The sequence below is a fragment of the Nonomuraea sp. NPDC052634 genome, assembly GCF_040678535.1.
Taxonomy (GTDB): domain Bacteria; phylum Actinomycetota; class Actinomycetes; order Streptosporangiales; family Streptosporangiaceae; genus Nonomuraea; species Nonomuraea fastidiosa.
The window spans coordinates 454,517-471,418 of the sequence record NZ_JBFATY010000004.1 but is presented as its reverse complement, the minus strand read 5'-3'; the positions used below and the strand labels follow the sequence as shown (position 1 = coordinate 471,418).

15 protein-coding genes, 2 tRNA genes and 2 pseudogenes are annotated in these 16,902 nt (G+C 71.0%); 6 read left to right on the top strand and 13 right to left on the bottom strand.

The annotated features are described in order from the left end of the window. Positions 1-277 precede the first annotated feature (277 nt). The 7 genes from rpmG to AB0K67_RS21440 form a co-directional block, all read right to left on the bottom strand. Entirely contained in the window at positions 278-442 is a 165-nt protein-coding gene (gene rpmG / locus AB0K67_RS21470) for a 50S ribosomal protein L33 (RefSeq protein WP_101786011.1), read from the bottom strand. Between the two features lie 71 nt (positions 443-513). After that, positions 514-587 (bottom strand) — tRNA-Met (locus tag AB0K67_RS21465). A gap of 1,632 nt (positions 588-2,219) precedes the next feature. Beyond that, positions 2,220-2,295, bottom strand: a tRNA-Thr gene (locus AB0K67_RS21460). Between the two features lie 39 nt (positions 2,296-2,334). Next, complete coding sequence (locus AB0K67_RS21455) at positions 2,335-2,589, bottom strand: transposase (RefSeq protein ID WP_364062670.1); 255 nt, start codon at positions 2,587-2,589, stop codon at positions 2,335-2,337. Between the two features lie 94 nt (positions 2,590-2,683). Further along, positions 2,684-3,193 (bottom strand): NlpC/P60 family protein, encoded by a 510-nt coding sequence (locus tag AB0K67_RS21450; RefSeq protein ID WP_364062667.1) that lies wholly within the window; start codon positions 3,191-3,193, stop codon positions 2,684-2,686. A gap of 36 nt (positions 3,194-3,229) precedes the next feature. Beyond that, a complete protein-coding gene (locus tag AB0K67_RS21445; protein ID WP_364062664.1) occupies positions 3,230-4,246 on the bottom strand; it encodes a lysozyme in 1,017 nt (338 codons plus the stop codon). Further along, complete coding sequence (locus AB0K67_RS21440) at positions 4,243-4,602, bottom strand: hypothetical protein (RefSeq protein ID WP_364062661.1); 360 nt, start codon at positions 4,600-4,602, stop codon at positions 4,243-4,245. The genes AB0K67_RS21445 and AB0K67_RS21440 overlap by 4 nt, the downstream gene beginning before the upstream one ends. 98 nt (positions 4,603-4,700) lie before the next feature. On the opposite strand from AB0K67_RS21440, the pseudogene AB0K67_RS21435 reads away from it, so the two are divergent. Together AB0K67_RS21435 and AB0K67_RS21430 are read left to right on the top strand one after the other, a co-directional pair. After that, positions 4,701-5,372: pseudogene (locus AB0K67_RS21435) on the top strand (ABC transporter permease); the annotation flags it as partial. Between the two features lie 42 nt (positions 5,373-5,414). Further along, complete coding sequence (locus AB0K67_RS21430; protein ID WP_364062658.1) at positions 5,415-5,912, top strand: NUDIX domain-containing protein; 498 nt, start codon at positions 5,415-5,417, stop codon at positions 5,910-5,912. 11 nt (positions 5,913-5,923) lie between these two features. On the opposite strand, the gene AB0K67_RS21425 is transcribed toward AB0K67_RS21430, so the two are convergent. Then, positions 5,924-6,445: a flavin reductase gene (locus AB0K67_RS21425; protein ID WP_364062655.1), complete on the bottom strand. Its 522-nt coding sequence runs from the start codon at positions 6,443-6,445 to the stop codon at positions 5,924-5,926. Between the two features lie 58 nt (positions 6,446-6,503). After that, complete coding sequence (locus AB0K67_RS21420) at positions 6,504-7,556, bottom strand: serine hydrolase domain-containing protein (protein ID WP_364062652.1); 1,053 nt, start codon at positions 7,554-7,556, stop codon at positions 6,504-6,506. Positions 7,557-7,686: 130 nt separating this feature from the next. Between AB0K67_RS21420 and AB0K67_RS21415 the strand changes: the two are divergent. Next, a pseudogene (locus tag AB0K67_RS21415) lies at positions 7,687-9,075 on the top strand (AMP-binding protein). Between the two features lie 126 nt (positions 9,076-9,201). Here the strand turns inward: AB0K67_RS21415 and AB0K67_RS21410 are convergent. Further along, positions 9,202-9,756, bottom strand: coding sequence for a dihydrofolate reductase family protein (locus AB0K67_RS21410; protein ID WP_364062649.1), 555 nt, complete (start codon positions 9,754-9,756; stop codon positions 9,202-9,204). A gap of 203 nt (positions 9,757-9,959) precedes the next feature. On the opposite strand from AB0K67_RS21410, the gene AB0K67_RS21405 reads away from it, so the two are divergent. The 3 genes from AB0K67_RS21405 (at position 9,960) to AB0K67_RS21395 (ending at position 13,818) form a co-directional block, all read left to right on the top strand. Continuing rightward, positions 9,960-10,676, top strand: coding sequence for a hypothetical protein (locus tag AB0K67_RS21405; protein WP_364062646.1), 717 nt, complete (start codon positions 9,960-9,962; stop codon positions 10,674-10,676). A 213-nt stretch (positions 10,677-10,889) separates the two neighbouring features. Next, positions 10,890-11,555 carry a TetR/AcrR family transcriptional regulator gene (locus tag AB0K67_RS21400; RefSeq protein ID WP_364062643.1) on the top strand — a complete coding sequence of 222 codons (666 nt, stop codon included), beginning with the start codon at positions 10,890-10,892 and terminating at the stop codon, positions 11,553-11,555. A gap of 352 nt (positions 11,556-11,907) precedes the next feature. Continuing rightward, the gene (locus AB0K67_RS21395; protein ID WP_364062641.1) at positions 11,908-13,818 is read left to right on the top strand and encodes a helix-turn-helix domain-containing protein; all 1,911 of its coding nucleotides are present in this window, start codon (positions 11,908-11,910) and stop codon (positions 13,816-13,818) included. On the opposite strand, the gene AB0K67_RS21390 is transcribed toward AB0K67_RS21395, so the two are convergent. Genes AB0K67_RS21390 through AB0K67_RS21380 form a run of 3 tightly spaced genes read right to left on the bottom strand, consistent with a single transcriptional unit; the run spans position 13,700 to position 16,872 of the window. Next, on the bottom strand, positions 13,700-14,755 hold the full coding sequence (locus AB0K67_RS21390; RefSeq protein ID WP_364063259.1) for a branched-chain amino acid ABC transporter permease: 1,056 nt from the start codon (positions 14,753-14,755) through the stop codon (positions 13,700-13,702). The genes AB0K67_RS21395 and AB0K67_RS21390 overlap by 119 nt on opposite strands. A gap of 2 nt (positions 14,756-14,757) precedes the next feature. Next, the gene (locus tag AB0K67_RS21385; protein WP_364062638.1) at positions 14,758-15,621 is read right to left on the bottom strand and encodes a branched-chain amino acid ABC transporter permease; all 864 of its coding nucleotides are present in this window, start codon (positions 15,619-15,621) and stop codon (positions 14,758-14,760) included. Positions 15,622-15,630: 9 nt separating this feature from the next. Further along, positions 15,631-16,872, bottom strand: coding sequence for an ABC transporter substrate-binding protein (locus AB0K67_RS21380; RefSeq protein ID WP_364062635.1), 1,242 nt, complete (start codon positions 16,870-16,872; stop codon positions 15,631-15,633). Positions 16,873-16,902 lie beyond the last annotated feature (30 nt).

Below are 16,902 nucleotides of genomic sequence, written 5' to 3'. Positions count from 1 at the left end.
GTCCCGAAGCACGGGACCACGGACGACCCAAGACACGAGACGACCCGAAGCACGGGACCACGGACAGCCCAAGACACGAGACGACCCGAAGCACGGGACCACGGACGACCCAAGACACGAGACGACCCGAAGCACGGGACCACGGACAGCCCAAGACACGAGACGACCCGAAGCACGGGATGACAAATGGCCTAAGACACGACAAACCGGCGCCCTACAGCGGGACGCCGGCTGTGCGTTATTGGAGATATTGAGACAGAAGCCCTGCCCGGAGAACCTATCGGGTCTCGCGGTGCGCGCGGTGGGTGCGGCAGTTGGGGCAGTACTTCTTCAGCTCAAGCCGATCCGGGTCGTTGCGCCGGTTCTTCCGCGTGATGTAGTTGCGGTGCTTGCACTCCTGGCAGGCCAGCGTGATCTTCGGCCTAACGTCGGTGGCAGCCACTTGGGAGTGCCTTTCTACGTTCGGGACATGGACACGCCCATACCCAGGTCGGTGGACCTGGGCTTGAGCAGTAGCGGAGGCCGGACTTGAACCGGCGACACAACGATTATGAGCCGTTTGCTCTGCCTGACTGAGCTACTCCGCCTTTGAGCCGGAACAACCCGGCCCGTAGAGGATACCCGAAGCGGCGAGCACGTGAGTAACTCACCCGATCGGGTGGGGTGCTTCCAGTATGCCTCAGGAACCCCCGTCAACGAAAATCGTTAAGCGGCATCCCCCGGCCGCTCCACGCGAGGGTGATCAGCGTAGCAGTGCCCCCCGTTCACAGCGAACCCCACCAGCCACCCCACCCGTAGAACCCACCCGGCGGCTGCCCGTAAGCCCGCCCCAAGCGCCCGTCCGTAAGCCCGCCGCAGCGCGGCTCCTCAGCCCACCTCAGCGCCGCCGCGAACCCGCTCCGGCGCCTGCCGGCGAACCCGCCCCGCCGCTCGCCTGTGCCTGTCGCCGGACTTAACTGATCCGCTTGGCCGCCGTAGCCCACGCCCGCACTCGCCCATCGCCGTAGATCGCGCCCGACGTCGCACGCAGGTCCCGTGAGCGCGCCCAGTCTCGCCTACCGCCGTAGCTCTACGCGCGGCCCGTACACCGGGCCGTAGGACCGCTCCTAGCGCGCCCTCTCGGTCGATCACACGCCGTCGTGAGGCGTCCTCCGGGGCAACCCCTCGCGGGCCGCTCGGCCCGGATCGTCCCCTCGGCTGCGCGCCTGAGCCCGCCGCCCCCTGTGCATCGCTGACGGACACCCGTTGGGCGTCGCCAGTCCGCCCGAGCCCCACACACGCCCGCCCCCGCACGCCGGTCCCAGGCTCACGCCCAACCGCGCACGCCGGTCCCACACTCACGCCAACCACGCAACGCCACTCTCACGCCCGCGCCTAACCCCACACCGCCTCCAGCCCCCGCCCAACCGCACACGCCGGTCCCTCACTCACGTCAACCACGCAAACGCCACCCCCGCGCCCGCGCCTAACCCACACCGCCTCCGGCCGCGCCCCACCGCGCAGGCCGGTCCGTGGCTCGCGCCCAGCACATCGGCTCGCGCCCGCCCTCACTGTCCCTGGCTCATGCTCGGCCCCGCACCGTCGCGGGCTCGTGCCACCCCGGGCTCGTGCCGCCTCTGCATCGTCCCGAGCTCGTGCCGCCTCCGCACCGTCCCGAGCTCGTGCCGCCTCCGCACCGTCCCGAGCTCGTGCCGTCCTGGGCTCGTGCCGTCTCCGCACCGTCCCGAGCTCGTGCCCGGACCACGTTCGGCCGCCGTGAGTGCGTGTGCTCGGCTTCGGTGAGCCGCCGGGCTTTCGCGCCGGGCGTCACCGACCCGGCCAACCCGGCCCGCCTGTCGTCCGTGCCTGTCGCCGGGCTGTGCCGTACCGGCTCTCCGTCCGTGCCGTCGCCGGGTCGCGCCGGACCGGCTCGGCGGCCGAGATCCCGCTCCCGGCCTCGCCAGGCTGCGGCGAACCCCTGCCACGGCTGCGGGCCGTCCCCCGCTGCGGGCCGGTCCCCGGCCACGGCCGTTCCCGGCCACGGCCGTCGCCGCGCATCGCATCAAGCTTGGGTTCGCCCTGGCCCGGTCGGTCGTCCTGCACCCCGGCTCTACCCCGGCCGGGCGGTGCGGGCCTCAGCTTCGCTTCTTGAGGCCGCGTTTCTGGGACGAAGGACGGCCCGGGGCAAACGAAAAACGCCCGGCTCCGGGACCCGGAGCGGGCGTTGACTCGGTTTCGAGTGGAGCCCCCAAACGGAATCGAACCGTTGACCTTCTCCTTACCATGGAGACGCTCTGCCGACTGAGCTATAGGGGCCTGTCCGGCGCTGCGGACAGGTGTAACCATACACGGCACTCACCGATGATGCGAACTCGTTCGCGTCCTCTCGCCGGAGTCCGCCGCCGAAGCCCCGGTGACGGCCGCGGAACGGCGGGCGGGGAACTCGATGACCTCGCACAGATCGGCCAGATCGACCAGCGCGGCGACCTCGGCCACGGACGTGCAGTCGGCGACCACCCACCCGTTTCTGCGCACGCGAAGCACCTGGCGCCCCCCGCGTACGGCCCCGACGACCTCCCAGCCGTCGAGCCCGACCCAGCGCCTTGCCATAGGCCTGTCCATAGCGGCTCAGATTAGCCGTGGGGTCTCTCAATTTTCGTCGCGCACCACGCGTTACCGGCATACCGGATCGGCACGGAAGCGCTCAGTAGCGATAGAAGCCGGCGAAGTCCTTCTTGGCGGCGATGGAGTCGACGCGCACGACGGCCCCGGTCTCCGGGGCGTTCATCATCCGGTCGCCACCGAGATAGATGCCGACGTGGTGGGTCTTGATCCGCTTCTTACCGATCTTGCCGAAGAAGACCAGGTCACCGGGGCGGGGCTGCTTGACGCGACGCATCTTGCGTACGTGCGCGTCGGTGTTGCCGGGGCCCAGCACGTCGCGGCCGTACGCGAGCGCGTAGACCCAGCGGGTGAAGCCCGAGCAGTCGAGGCCGCGCGTCCTGGCGGCCGGGCAGGGCTTGATCGCGCCCCGGTAGCCCAGGCAGGTCCCCTTGGACGGCCCTGGGGTGGGTCCGTGGCCGCCGCCCCAGGAGTAGGGGATGCCGCGCTGCTCGATCTCGTACGCGATCCGCACGGTCAGCGGCGGCAGCGACAGGCCCTGGGGCATCGACGCCGTGGCGGTGAGCAGGAGCAGGGAAGCCGCCACGGCCACCCGCCGCCGCCTCATTCCGCCCCCCTAAAAGCCGATTTATCGGGCTTTAAGGGTAAGTTTCACCGATCCCACGGTCACGTACATCCCGACCGTGCCCTTCGCCTTCCGCGGCTTGGTCGTGAACGTGAACGTCGCCTTACGCCCCCGCGGCAGCTCACCGACCACGCACCGCACGGCGGTCCCGCTGAACTTGCAGCCCGGCGCCTTCACCACGCGCTGCCCGCCGAAGGCGCGCCCCGACAGCTTCACGTTCGTGACCGGGTGCGGCCCGGTGTTGGAGATCGTGACCGAGTACGACGTCCGCCCCTTGGCCCGGCCCGACACCCGCACCTCGGCCGGCGGGTTGGCCAGCTCCTTCAGCGCGGACTCCGAGCCGTTGAACGCGTTCTGGCCGCCCACCAGCGGCCCCTTCTCCGCCGACTGCCAGAACGTGTAATTCTTCCAGCTCTTCGGCAGCTCGCCGGGCTCGCTCCCCCAGCGCGCCAGCCAGAGCGGGTTGGCGGCGAACTTCTTGGAGTCGCCCGTGCACGTACGCCACCAGCTCGTAGTCGTGTAGATGATCGCCCGCCGCCCGGTGGCCTCGTAGTACTTCGCCGTGAAGTCCTTGATCCAGGCGACCATGTCCTGCACGGACAGGCCGTAACAGGTGTTCTTGCCGTTTCTCTCCTTGTACGGGTTGTCCTCCAAATCGAGAACACCCGGAAGCGTCAGCCCATCGCTTACCCAGTTACCGCCGTTCTGCAGGAAATAGTCGGCCTGCGCTCTCCCATCGGATTCGTGCGGTTGCGCGAAGTGATATGCGCCGCGGATGAGACCCGCAGCGGCGGCGCCGCCGTACTGGGAGTCGAAAAGCGGATTTCGATAGTTCGTACCCTCGGTGGCCTGCACGAACGCGAACTTTCCGCCACCGGCGGCCACGGCCGGCCAGTCGATTTCGCCCGTCCAGTTACTGACGTCCACACCGGGCACGCCGTCGGCCGCGTGGGCGACCCCGGTCATGCCGACCGACGCGATCGCCGCGAATAACAAGAGACGTTTCACGCCGGTGATCATTCCGGAGCCGTACACCATTTCGCAAGCTCGGAAATATCAACTTCTCGGGTGGTATCGACGCGGCGGACCGGCCCCAGTCCCAGCGGCCGCGCACCGGCCGCCCACTCCGCCCACCGCTCGTCGCCGACCTCGCCGTCATGGTGCACGGGATGCCGTACGCGGCTCTCGTACCGCTGCCTGGCCACCGTGAGCGGCACGTCGCACCAGACCTCGCGCACGCGCGGGCCCGGCTCGACGCCCGCCCGCCGCAGCCCCGCGAGCACGACCGGCCGCAGCGGCGCGAGCCAGGGGCTCTCCAGCACCGCGCCGGGCCCGGCGGTGGCGAGCAGCGTCCACATGCTCTCGCCGGCGGCCATGCCCAGGTGCCTGCTCCACGCGCGCGGCTCCACGCCGGCGGGGCGCGGGATCGTGTCGGCGAGCGCCTCCTTGATCGGGTCCTTGCCGAAGACCGGCCGGGCTGCTGTTCGACATGCGCCAGCCGCTGCTGTTCTTGTTCCTTTTCGGGTCGTTGCTGAGCGGGGCCGTCGGGTCGTCGTGGCAGTGGTTCGTGCCGGGCATCCTGGTGATGATGTGCCTGACCGGGCCGATGAGCGCCGGTTACACGCTGCTGGTCGAGCTGATCGGCGGCGCCATGGAACGCATGACGGTGACGCCGCTGAACCGCACCGCGCCGCTGGTCGGCAAGAGCGCGAAGGCTGTGCTCACGCTGGCCGTGCAGGCCGTGTTGATCGTCGCGCTGGCGCTGCCGCTCGGGTTCGAGCCGCACGCGGCCGGGGTGCCGGCCGGGCTGGCGCAGCTCGCGATCTTCGGGGTGGGGCTGGGTGCGCTGTCCTTCGTGCTGGCGATCACGTCGGTGCCGAGCGGCACGCTGTTCTACGTCGTCACCCAGTCGGTGCTGTTCCCGCTGCTGCTGCTCTCGGGGGTGCTGCTGCCGCTGGAGACCGCGCCGGGCTGGCTGCGGACGCTGGGGCAGATCAACCCGGTCACGTACATCGTGGACGCCCAGCGCGCGCTCTTCGCCGGCGACCTGGCCGCGCCCAGCGTGCTGTACGGCACCGCCGCCGCCTGCGCCGTCGCCGCGATCGGCCTCTACCTGGGCAACCGTGCCATGCGCCAGGGGCTGTGAGCCGTTTTGACAGCGTCGCGCGGCCGGGACCACAGTGAGCCGGTGACTTCCGTGCTGGCCACTTTGACCGTTCCATGGATCCCGGTCGCGCATCGGCTCGAGGTGATCGAGACCGCGAGCCTGCCGCCCGACGGGCGGGTGACGTCGGCGTTCGCGTTCGTCTCCGACGCGGACGGCCGCACGCTCATGACGTGCGTCGACCGCGAGGGGCGCGGCTGGGACATCCCCGGCGGTCACCTGGAGCCGGGCGAGGATCCCGTCGAGGCGGCGGCCAGGGAGCTGTACGAGGAGACCGGGCTGCGCCTGCCGCCGTCCGCCCTGTCGGTCTTCGCCTGGCAGCGCATCGAGCTGCTGGAGCCGCCGCCCGCCGGCTACCGCTATCCGGCGCTGGCGTACATGGTGATGTGCCGGGCCGCGCTGCCGGGGCCCGGCGTGTCCACCAGCCCGCCCGCCGGGTCGGAGAGCACGCGGGCGGCGTGGCTCACCAAGGACGAGATCGACCGCCTCTGCGGGCCCCAGACCTGGTCGATGCTGCTCTAGGCGGTGTTGCTTCAGGCGGTCCGCGCGCGCTCCAGGTCGGCGTCCGGCCGGTAGAGACGCTCGGGGATGGTGGCCAGCGTGGAGCGGTGGACCTGAGGTCCGAGGCCGTACAGGTGCTGGAAGCTCATGATGAGCGGCCGCCAGGCGTCCGGGTCGATGCGGTCGGCGGTGCCGGTCATGCGGATGTCCTCGTGCACCCAGACGCGCTGCACCCGCACCTCGAACGCGAGCACGCCGCCGTCATCGACGGGGTGGTGGCGCTCCAGCACGGCCTCCATGGCGACCGGGCATTCGGCCGCGCGGGGCGGCGCCACCGTCTCCGACTCGACCGGCGTGAGCCCGGCCCGGCCGAACTTGTCGCGGACGGTCCGGTAGCCCCGCCGCCGCTTGCCCTCCGGCACGGGGTCGGAGCCGGTGGTGAGCGCCAGCCGGTCCACCGCGCCCGCGAGCGCGTCCGACGGCAGGTTCAGCAGGCACTCGCGGGTCCGCAGCAGGTTCTCCGCCGTCTTGGCGCGCCGGCCCAGGCCGAGCACGTGCTCGCGCCACGCGCTGGCGGCGATCGGACCTCGCGTCAGGAGCCGCCGCAGAGGGTCAGCCGCAGAACGTCTTGACGGCGATGCCCATGACCTCCTCCGTCGTCGGGTTGCGGGTCGAGGGGTTGAGCGCCATGGTGAGCGACTTGCCGGAGTCCGAGCGGAACGCGAACGTCAGGTAGCCGATCAGCTCGCCGCTGTGCCCCCACACGGTGCCGCACGGCAGCCGGTACGCCTGCAGCCCGAGCCCGTAGCCGAACCCGGCCCCCGTCTCGACGGTCGTGCGCATGGCGCGCAGCGACTCGGCGCTGGTCAGCTTGCCGCCGAGCAGCGCCGCCAGGAACCGCTCCAGGTCGGCCGCGGTCGAGATCATCTCGCCGGCCGCCCAGTCGAGCGAGGGGTTCATGCGGGTCGCGTCCACCAGCGTGCCGTTCACCGGCTCGTACCCCTTGGCGTGCGGCGACGGCAGGCCCGCGCGGTCACCCGGCACCAGCGTGTGCCGCAGGCCCAGCGGGCGCAGGATGCGGCGCTCGATCTCCTTGCCGTACGGGCGTCCGGTCAGCTTCTCCACCAGCAGGCCGAGCACTACGTAGTTGGTGTTGGAGTAGTGCCACGTGCCGTCGTCCGGCAGCTTCTTCGCGAAGGCCACCTTCAGCAGCTCCTTCGGCTTGTACGAGCGGAACCTGGCCGCGCCGCGCCACCGGTTGGTGGAGTAGCCGGGCTCGCTCATGTAGTCGTACAGGTGGCTCGTGTGGTCGAGCAGCGCGCGGACGGTGATCTTCTTCCCGCCGGGCACCAGGCCGGGCAGGTGGTCGTCGATGGGGTCGTCCAGGCGCACCTTGCCCTCGTCCACGAGCTGGAGCACCACGGTGGCCACGAAGGTCTTGGTCACGCTGCCGATCCGGAAATGGCCGTTCGGCGACACCTTGCCGCCGCGCCGCAGGTCGCGCACGCCTGCGGCGCCCGTCCAGGTCTTGCCGCCGGCCGTGACGCGGGCCAGCGCGGCCGTCGCGCCCTTGCCCTCGACGATCTTCTCCAGGTCGGCGCCCACCCCCGGGCTCGCCGTCGCCACGGTCGCCGCCACCAGCACGTTCATCAGCGTCTGCATCATGGGCCCCAACGCTAGGGACGGCCGGCTTGCGGCAGAATGCGGTGCGCCGTCCACTTCCCCTGCGGAAAACCGCAGGACGTGCCGCCGTCAGGGGCTGGCGCGGCCGCCCCCGCTGACGGATGCTTCGGGCATGGGTGACTCACTGCTCTCGTACGCGTCCGGCGTCTCCGACGTGCCCCTGCTGGGCGAGACGATCGGGGCGAACCTGGAACGCACGGTGGCCCGGCATCCCGATAGGGAGGCGCTGGTGGAGATGGCCACCGGGCGGCGGTGGACGTACGCGGAGTTCGACGCCGCCGTGAACGAGGTGGCGCTCGGCCTGCTGGCGCGCGGCATCGCCAAGGGCGACCGGGTCGGCATCTGGGCGCCGAACTGCGCCGAGTGGGTGCTCACGCAGTACGCCACCGCCAAGATCGGCGCCATCCTGGTCAACGTCAACCCGGCGTACCGCGGCCACGAGCTGGACTACGTGGTCCGCCAGTCCGGCCTGCGGCTGATGATCAGCGCCGTTTCCCACAAGAGCAGCGACTACCGGGCGATGCTGGCCGAGATCGGGTTCGAGCCGGTGGTGTTCATCGGCGAACCCGGCTGGGACGAGCTGGTGGAGACGGGCCGCCGCGCCGATCCGGCCGCCCTGCGCGAGCGCGCCGCCACGCTGTCGTTCGACGACCCGATCAACATCCAGTACACCTCGGGCACGACCGGCTTCCCCAAGGGCGCGACGCTGTCGCACCACAACATCCTCAACAACGGCTACTTCGTCGGCGAGGGCGTCGGCTACACCGAGGCCGACCGGGTGTGCCTGCCGGTGCCGCTCTACCACTGCTTCGGCATGGTCATGGGCAACCTGGGCGCCACCTCGCACGGCGCCTGCGTGGTGCTGCCCTCCGCCGGCTTCGACCCGGAGGCGACGCTGCGGGCGGTGCAGGACGAGCGGTGCACCCTCCCTGTACGGCGTGCCGACCATGTTCATCGCCGAGCTGGGCCACCCGCGCTTCGCCGAGTACGACCTGTCGTCGCTGCGCACCGGCATCATGGCGGGCTCGCCGTGCCCGGTCGAGGTGATGAAGCGCCGGACAAGACCACCGAGGCCATCGACTCCGCCCGCTGGATGCACACCGGCGACCTCGCCACCATGGACGAGGAGGGCTACGTCAACATCGTCGGCCGCATCAAGGACATGGTGATCCGCGGCGGCGAGAACATCTACCCGCGCGAGGTCGAGGAGTACCTCTACACGCATCCGGACATCGAGGACGTCCAGGTGATCGGGGTGCCGGACGACAAGTACGGCGAGGAGCTGATGGCCTGAATCGTGCTGCGCCCCGGCGCGCCGCCGCTCACCGCCGAGGCGGTCAGGGAGTACTGCGCCGGGCGGCTCGCGCACTTCAAGATCCCCCGGTACGTGCACCTCGTGGACTCCTTCCCGATGACCGTCACCGGGAAGATCCGCAAGGTGGAGATGCGGGAGCAGGCGGTGAAGCTCCTCGGCCTGAACGACGGCCACGATTCTCGCTGACCCTCGGCCCGCCCGGACGCCCCGCCCCGCCGCTCCCGCCGGGCCCTGCCCGCTTCCGCCGGCACGTCCCCCCTCGCTTCCACCGGACCCGCCCCCGCTCGCCGGGCCGGTTTCCGTCCGGCGCTCTCAGGCGGCGGTGTCCGTGTCGGGGGCGTAGCTGGTGAGGACGACGCCCGACGGCCAGACCTCAGACCTGATCAGCTTGAGCGGGTGCGTCGGCGTGTCCTCGAACAGCCGCTGCCCCCGCCCGACCACGATCGGGTGGACGAGCAGATGCAGCTCGTCCAGCAGGCCGTTGGCGAGCAGCCACCGCACGGTCGTCGCCGACCCCGACATCTGCAGGTCGCCCTCGGTCTGCTCCTTGAGCTCGCGCAGCCGGGCGGCGACGTCGCCGGAGATGATCGTCGTGCCTGCCCAGTCGGCCTTCTCCAGGGAGTTGGAGACGACGTACTTGCGCGCCGAGTTGAAAATCTCGGCGATCTCCTTGTCGGTGTCGGTGGTCGTCCAGTAGCTCGACCACTCGTCGTACAGCTTGCGGCCCATCAGGAACCCGGCCGCACTCTCCATCCCGGCCTGCACGAACGCGCCCATCTCATCGCTCCAGTACGGGAAGTGCCACTGGTCCGGCGACTCGACCACGCCGTCCACCGAGATGAAGAAGCTCGACACGATCTTGCCCATGGTTACGCCTCACTTCTGGTCAATGGGAATCCGTCGGTCACGACGTACGAGGAGGCTAGGCGCTCCCGACCTGCCCGGTCTTGTACAGAAACGACAGCATCGAGAGCCCCAGGTTCTCACGCGTGCGGACGGCACTTGACAGGAGTCCACCTCTTATGGCTTGATCAACTCGAACACAAGTTCGATTCATGCGAAGGGATTCCATGCGTTCCTCATCGTCGCGATTAATCCGGCTCGCCGCCCTGCCCTGCCTGGTCGCGGCCGTCGTGCTCGGGCTGCTCGCGCCGGCCGCCACGGCGGCCGCGAAGGCCAAGTCCACGATCAGATGGACGCTCCCCGCGAGCCCCACCGCGCTCGACGCCTTCACGCTGACCGGCCGCCTCAACCTGCCGGGCCTGGAGACGACCGGCCCGCGCCAGATCGTTATCTCGCGGGGGCTGCCCGGCGGCGAGCAGACGCCGATCGCCGAAGTCACCACCGCCGACGACGGCACGTTCAGCGTCACCGACGCGCCGCCGGTCGGCGGCTTCCTCTTCTACAGCGCGCGCTGGGCCGGGGACGACCTCTTCTTCGGTAGCGCGCGGACGATCGAGGTGCCGGTCTACCACCGCCGATCGGGATTCGTCTTCTCCGGCCCCGCCCAGGCCGTCGCCGGGCAGCCGTTCGAGATCTCCGTACGGCTAGACGGCTCGGGCCACGTGCCCACGTCGAACCCCACGGTGTGGGTGTACCGCGCCATCGACGACCTGCCGGTGACCTCACTCGGGACCGTGACGGTGGCGGACGACGGGACGTTCGCCATCACGGACACGCCCGAGATCGCCGGGCAGTACTCGTACCGGCTCAAATGGGGCGGAGACGCGACCTTCTCCGCCGCGATCGGCTCGCACGCGGTGACCGTGACGGAGCCGGCGGGCTGACCTCCGGCCGGGGCGGAACCGCCGTCACCACGACCACCGCGCTCGTGCGCGGTGGTCGTGCATGTGCCGGGGGCGCGGGTGGTGACTAAGCGCATAGTCACCTCGTAGACTGCTCGTACGAGAACACTCGCGGCAGGGCCACCCGACCAGGTGGCCGGCGGGCACCGCGGGCGGCATCGATACCACGCACTCGGAGGGGGGCGAGGGTCGCGGATGGCCCGACGGCAGGCCCGATTCACCGCGCAGGACTTGGCCGACGATCCCCGGCTGCGCGACCACTCTCCCGAGCTGTGGCGGCCGGACCTCGGGGAGGTGCAGCGCGGCCTGCTGTCGTCGGCGGTGCGCTGCTTCGCCGCCAACGGCTTCCACGCCACGACCACCCGCGACATCGCCGAGTGCGTGGGCCTCAGCCCGGCCGCGCTCTACGTGCACTTCCCGTCGAAGGAGCTGGTGCTCTTCGAGGTGATCAGGGCGGGGCACGAGCGGGTGCTCGAGCACATCACGGACCCGGCGATCATGGAGATCGAGGGTTCGGCCGAGCGGCTGCGGGCGATCGTGTCGGCGTACACGGTGTGGCATGCCCGCCACCACGTGACGGCGCGGGTGTGCCAGATGGAGCTGAACCACCTGACGCCCGAGCACTACGGCGAGATCGTGGAGCTGCGCCACCAGACCAACGGCTACTTCAGGGGCGCGGTGGCGCGCGGCGTGGCGGACGGATCGTTCGCGAAGGTGGACGTCAAGCGGGTCACGCGGGCGATGCTGTCGCTGACCATCGACCTCGTGCGCTGGTACCGGCTCGACGGGCCCGACTCGCCTGAGCAGCTCGGCGAGTTCTATGCCGACCTCGCGCTCAAGCTGCTCGCCCCCGAAGGCTGAAGCCGCCCAGCGCCGAACGCCGCCCCGTCCCAGGGCGCTGAGGCCGCCGGACGCCGAGGCCGGATCACCTCGTATCGCGAATAGTCCGGACACCGGTTGACAAGCGGCCGTTCACGGACTGACTATGCGCTTAGTAACCTGGCGGACTCCGATCAACCCCCTGCCCGTCGTGCTCTGGAGGCCCCATTGCATGCCCTGTCGCAGGACCTGACCATCCCTTCGAGCAGACGAACCGCCGACCGGCATGCGTGACCATGCCGTGCCCCCGCCCCGGTCCGCGTCTCAAGCCGCACCCCGACCAGCGGCGCGGATCACGTCAGGGCCGACCCACCGCACCTGGACGGACGCACCGATGACCGTGCACACCCCCCTCGCATCGTGCAACGTCTTCCTCGACCTACTGGCCAGGGAGGCCGCGCCGGTCGAGTTCGAGGAGCCGGTGGCCTCGGCCCGCGCCGCGGGCGCGGACCCCGAGACGCTGGCGCAACTGGAGGCGGCCAAGCTGACGGCGCTGCGGGTGAGCGCCGGCATGCGCAGGCAGGCGCGCCGCGAGGCCGAGCTGACCGCGCTGTTCGACCTGGCCGGCGACCTGGCCGGGCTGCGCGACCTGGACGCGATCCTGGAGGCGATCGTGCGCCGCGCCAGGCGGCTGCTGAGCGCCGACATCGCGTACGTGTCGCTGAACGACGACCAGCGCGGCGAGACCCGCATCCGCATGACGGACGGCTCGATCTCGGCGGCGTTCCGCCGGCTGCGGATCCCGCTGGGCGACGGGCTCGGCGGGCTGGTGGCGCAGACGGCGATGCCGTACAGCACCGATCACTATCTGCGCGACCCGCAGTTCCGGCACCACGCGCACATCGACGCGGCGGTGGCCGAGGAGGCGCTGGTGGCGATCCTGGGCGTGCCGATGCGGGTGGGCAGCCGGGTGATCGGCGTGCTGTACGCGGCCAACCGCACCGAGCGGCCGTTCGCGCCCGAGCAGGCGGTGCTGCTGGGCTCGCTGGCGGCGCACGCGGCGCTGGCCATCGACAACGCGCGGCTGCTGGCGGAGACCAGGGCCACGGTGGAGGAGCTGAACGCGGTCAACGCCCGGCTCAAGGCGCGCGGCGCGGCGATCGAGCGGGCGGCGCAGGCGCACGACCGGATGACGGCGCTGGTCGTCAAGGGCGGTGACGCGGCGGACGTGGCGGCGGTGGTCACGGAGGTGCTGGGCGGCACCCTGTACGTGCTGGACCCGGCCGGCCGCTGCCTGGCGACGTCGGGCGATCCGGACGGCACGCCGCTGCCGGAGGACGAGCTGGCCGCCGTCACCGGCGCGGCGCAGCCGAGGGGCGGTACGACGCGGCACGGCGACCTGTGGGTCACCCCGATCTCGACGCCCGGCGAGGCGCTGGGCACGCTGGTGCTGCGCAGCGGGGCGGAGCTGGACGACGCCGACCGGCGCATCCTGGAGCGCGCCGCGCTGGTGACCGCGCTGCTGATGCTGCTGCGCAGGAGCCCGGCGGAGGCGCAGGCGCGGGCACAGGGCGAGCTGCTCGACGACCTGCTGGACGGCAAGGCGGCAGGCGCCGCCGGTGACAGGGCGGCGCTTGAGGCGCGGATGCGCCGCGCGGGCCTGGAGCGGAACGTGCCGTACGTGGTGCTGTCGGCCCGCTGCGCCTCGTCTCGGTCTCGCGGGCGCGCCGCGTTCTGGGCGGCCTCGTACGCGGCGGCGGCCCGCGGGCTGGCGGCGGCGCGCGGCGAGGAGGTCGTGCTGCTGCTGCCCGGCGACGCGCCTGGCGAGATCGCGCGCCGGGTCGCCAAGGAGCTGGGCGCGGCGCTGGCGGCTCCGGTGACGGTCGGCGGCGCGGGCCCGGTGCGCGAGCTGTCCGGAGTGCCCGCCGCGCACCGGGAGGCCAGGCGCTGCGCGGACACGCTGCTCGCGCTCGACCGTATGGACGACGGGGCCGACGCCGGTGAGCTGGGCTTCGTCGGCCTGCTGATCGGCGCGCACCGCGACGCCCGCGGCTTCCTGGAGGCGACGCTCGGTCCGGTGCTGGACTACGACGCGCGGCGCGGCACGTCGCTGGTCAGGACGCTGGAGACGTACTTCGGCTGCAGGTGCGCGCTGTCGCGGACGGCCGAGCGGCTGCACGTCCACATCAACACCGTTCACCAGCGGCTGCATCGGGTGAGCCGCCTGCTGGGCGAGGACTGGCAGGAGCCGGAGCGGGCTCTGGAGATCCAGCTCGCGCTCCGCCTGCACCGGCTGCGGAGCTGACCCGCGCGGCGATGAGGTGGCGGGCGGTCCCCCAGATGCCGCGCCGGAACAACAGCACGATCACGATGAAGATGGTGCCGGTGACGATGCCGATGCCCTCGAAGCCGGAGGTGGCGAGGAAGTCCTGGAGCTGGACGACGATGGCCGCGCCGATGGCCCCGCCCCACAGCGTGCCGATGCCGCCGAGGATGACCATCATCACGACCTGCCCTGAGGTGGTCCAGTAGAGGCCGTCGAGCGAGGCGAAGCCGTGCCCGATGGCGAAGACGCCGCCCGCCACGCCGGACAGCGCCGCCGACAGCACGAACGCGAGCAGCCGGTAGCGCTCGACGGGGTAGCCGAGCGCGCGGGCGCGCGAGGGGTTGTCCCTGATGGAGACCAGCACCCGGCCGAACGGCGAGCGTACGATCCGCCAGGCGGCCGCGAGGCCGGCCAGCACGAACGGCAGGCCCGCGTAGTAGAAGGAGAACGGGTCGTACAGGTCGAGGCCGAACAGCTCGCGCGGGATGCCCTGCAGGCCGTTCTCGCCGCCGGTGACGTCGCGCCACTGGTTGGCCAGGAAGTACAGCATCTGGGCGAAGGCCAGGGTGACCATGGCGAAGTAGATGCCGGTCAGGCGTACCGACAGATAGCCGATCGGGAGCGCGAGCAGCGCCGCGAAGGCCGCGCCGCCGAGGATCGCCACCGGAAAGGGCAGCCCGCCGTGCAGCACGAGCAGCCCCGTGCAGTACGCTGACCCGCCCCAGAACGCGGCGTGCCCGAACGACAGCAGCCCGGTGAAGCCGAGCAGCAGATCCACGGCCGCGGCGAACAGCGCCCAGCAGGCGATGTCCAGCGCGACCGGCGGGTAGATCAGCCACGGCAGGACGAGCGCGGCGACGAGCCCGAGCGCCAGGAGCACGATCCCGCCCCGGTCCGAGCGGGCCAGCCTGGACATGATCACCGGTACGCCTCCTCGCGTCCGAACAGCCCGGCGGGCCGCCACAGCAGCACGGCGGCCATGAGGATGAAGACGAGGATCTGGGAGAGCGCGGGCACGTACAGGTTGCCCAGCGCCGACACCAGCCCTACGGCGAACCCGGCGGCGACCGAGCCGAACACCGAGCCGAGCCCGCCGATCACGACGACGGCGAAGACCGTGATGATGAGGTCGGCGCCCATGAGCGGGTTGACCGCGCGCATGGGTGCGGCCAGCACCCCGGCGAACGCGGCCAGCGCGATGCCGAAGCCGAAGACCGGCGTCACCCAGCGGCCGACGTCGATGCCGAGCGCCCTGGTCAGCTCGGGCCGCTCGGTAGCGGCCCTGACGATCATCCCGACGCGGGTCCTGGTGAGCACCACCCACACGACGAGGCACATCAGGACCGAGACGCCGAGCACGAACACCTGGTAGGCCGGGTAGGTGAACAGCCCCAGGTCGACGGTGCCCTCCAGGGCGGGCGGCCGGGGGTAGGGCTGGGAGTTGACGCCGTACTCGCGGCGTACGAGGTCCTGGAGGATGAGCGCGAGCCCGAACGTGAACAGGAAGTTGTAGAGCGGGTCGAGCGGCGCGAGCCGCCGGATGAACAGCCGTTCCAGCACCGCGCCGGCCACGCCGAGCAGCAGCGGCACCAGCGCGAGCGCCACCCAGAAGGTCAGCCCGAACGAGTCGAGCGCGATGAACGCGCCGAACGCGCCGAGCATGTAGAACGCGCCGTGCGCGAGGTTGACCACGCCGAGCATGCCGAAGATGACGGCGAGGCCGAGGGCGAGCAGGGCGTAGAACGACCCGCCCACCAGCCCGTTGAACGCCTGCTGGAGCACGCCGGCCGCCTACAGCTTGCAGGCCGGGTCGGGCTGCGGCTGGAACGCCTCCGCGGCCGGGATGGTCTTGAGCACCTTCTCGTAGTCGTACGGCTCCTTGACCTCGCTCGCCGCTTTGACCTCGGTCAGGTACGCGTCGTGCAGCAGCAGGTGGTCCTGGGCGCGGATGGTGCCGTTGCGGACGAACACGTCCTCCATGGAGTGGCCTTCGAGCTGCGCGACCACCTTGTCGGAGTTGTCGGTGCCGGCGCGCTGCACGGCCTCCAGGTACTGCAGGGCGGCCGAGTAGTTGGCGGCCATGTTGGAGGTGGGCCGCTTGCCGGTCTTGGCCTGGAACTTGTCGGCCCAGGCGCGGGTCTTGTCGTCGTAGGTCCAGGTCCACATGGTGGTGTAGCGGGTGCCGGCCAGGGCGTCGGGGCCGAGCGAGTGGATGTCGCTCATGGACAGCAGGCCGAGCGCGAGCTGCACGCCCTTGTCGCGCAGCTTGTACTCGTTGTACTGCTTGACGAGGTTGATCAGATCGCCGCCGGCGTGCATGGTGCCGAGGACCTGCGGCTTCGGGTCGAGTTCTGGGGCTTTGAGCAGGAACGTGGAGAAGTTGTCGTTGGGGAACGGCGTCGGGTCGGCCTGCACGACGGTGCCGCCGGCGGCCTGGATGGCGGAGCCGAACGTCTTGTTCATGTCCTGCCCGAAGGCGTAGTCGGGGTAGACGATGTACCAGTTCTCGCCGCCGTCCTTGGTCACCTCGCTGCCGGTGCCGTGGGCCAGCATGTAGCTGTTGTAGCCGTAGTGGAAGGTGTACTTGTTGCACGCCTTGCCCTCCAGCTCGGTGCTGGCGGCGCCGACGTCGATGAAGACCTTCCGCTTGTTCTTGGCGACGGTGGCGACGGCGAGCGCGGCCGACGAGGTGGGCACGTCGAGGATGACGTCGGCGTGCTCGCGGTCGTAGAGCTCCTGTGCCTTGGAGTTGGCGATCTCGGGCTTGTTCTGGTGGTCGGCGGCCACCACCTCGACCTTCTTGGCCACGGCCTGGTCGCCGTACTTGGCGCGGTAGTCGTCCACCGCCATCTTGACGGCCTCGACCGTGCTGCGGCCCGAGGTGTCGGCGTAGATGCCCGACTGGTCGTTCAGCACGGCGAGCACCACCCCGCCGTCGCTGATCGCGCCGCCGCCACCGCCGGGCCCGCCCCCGCAGCCGGCCAGCACCAGCGTCGCGGCGGCCAGCCCGCCGCTCCAGCCCGTGATTTTCATGTGCGGCATCTCCCGTTCTGTCTCGCTCAG

Coding starts and splice junctions, on each gene's coding strand:
- AB0K67_RS21400 (WP_364062643.1), top strand. CDS start 10,890: ATGGCCCGACGGCAGGCCCGATTCACCGCGCAGGACTTGGCCGACGAT.
- AB0K67_RS21440 (WP_364062661.1), bottom strand. CDS start 4,602: ATGGCCGCCGGCGAGAGCATGTGGACGCTGCTCGCCACCGCCGGGCCC.
- AB0K67_RS21405 (WP_364062646.1), top strand. CDS start 9,960: ATGCGTTCCTCATCGTCGCGATTAATCCGGCTCGCCGCCCTGCCCTGC.
- AB0K67_RS21445 (WP_364062664.1), bottom strand. CDS start 4,246: ATGATCACCGGCGTGAAACGTCTCTTGTTATTCGCGGCGATCGCGTCG.
- AB0K67_RS21395 (WP_364062641.1), top strand. CDS start 11,908: ATGACCGTGCACACCCCCCTCGCATCGTGCAACGTCTTCCTCGACCTA.
- AB0K67_RS21420 (WP_364062652.1), bottom strand. CDS start 7,556: ATGATGCAGACGCTGATGAACGTGCTGGTGGCGGCGACCGTGGCGACG.
- AB0K67_RS21455 (WP_364062670.1), bottom strand. CDS start 2,589: ATGGCAAGGCGCTGGGTCGGGCTCGACGGCTGGGAGGTCGTCGGGGCC.
- AB0K67_RS21390 (WP_364063259.1), bottom strand. CDS start 14,755: ATGTCCAGGCTGGCCCGCTCGGACCGGGGCGGGATCGTGCTCCTGGCG.
- AB0K67_RS21380 (WP_364062635.1), bottom strand. CDS start 16,872: ATGAAAATCACGGGCTGGAGCGGCGGGCTGGCCGCCGCGACGCTGGTG.
- AB0K67_RS21410 (WP_364062649.1), bottom strand. CDS start 9,756: ATGGGCAAGATCGTGTCGAGCTTCTTCATCTCGGTGGACGGCGTGGTC.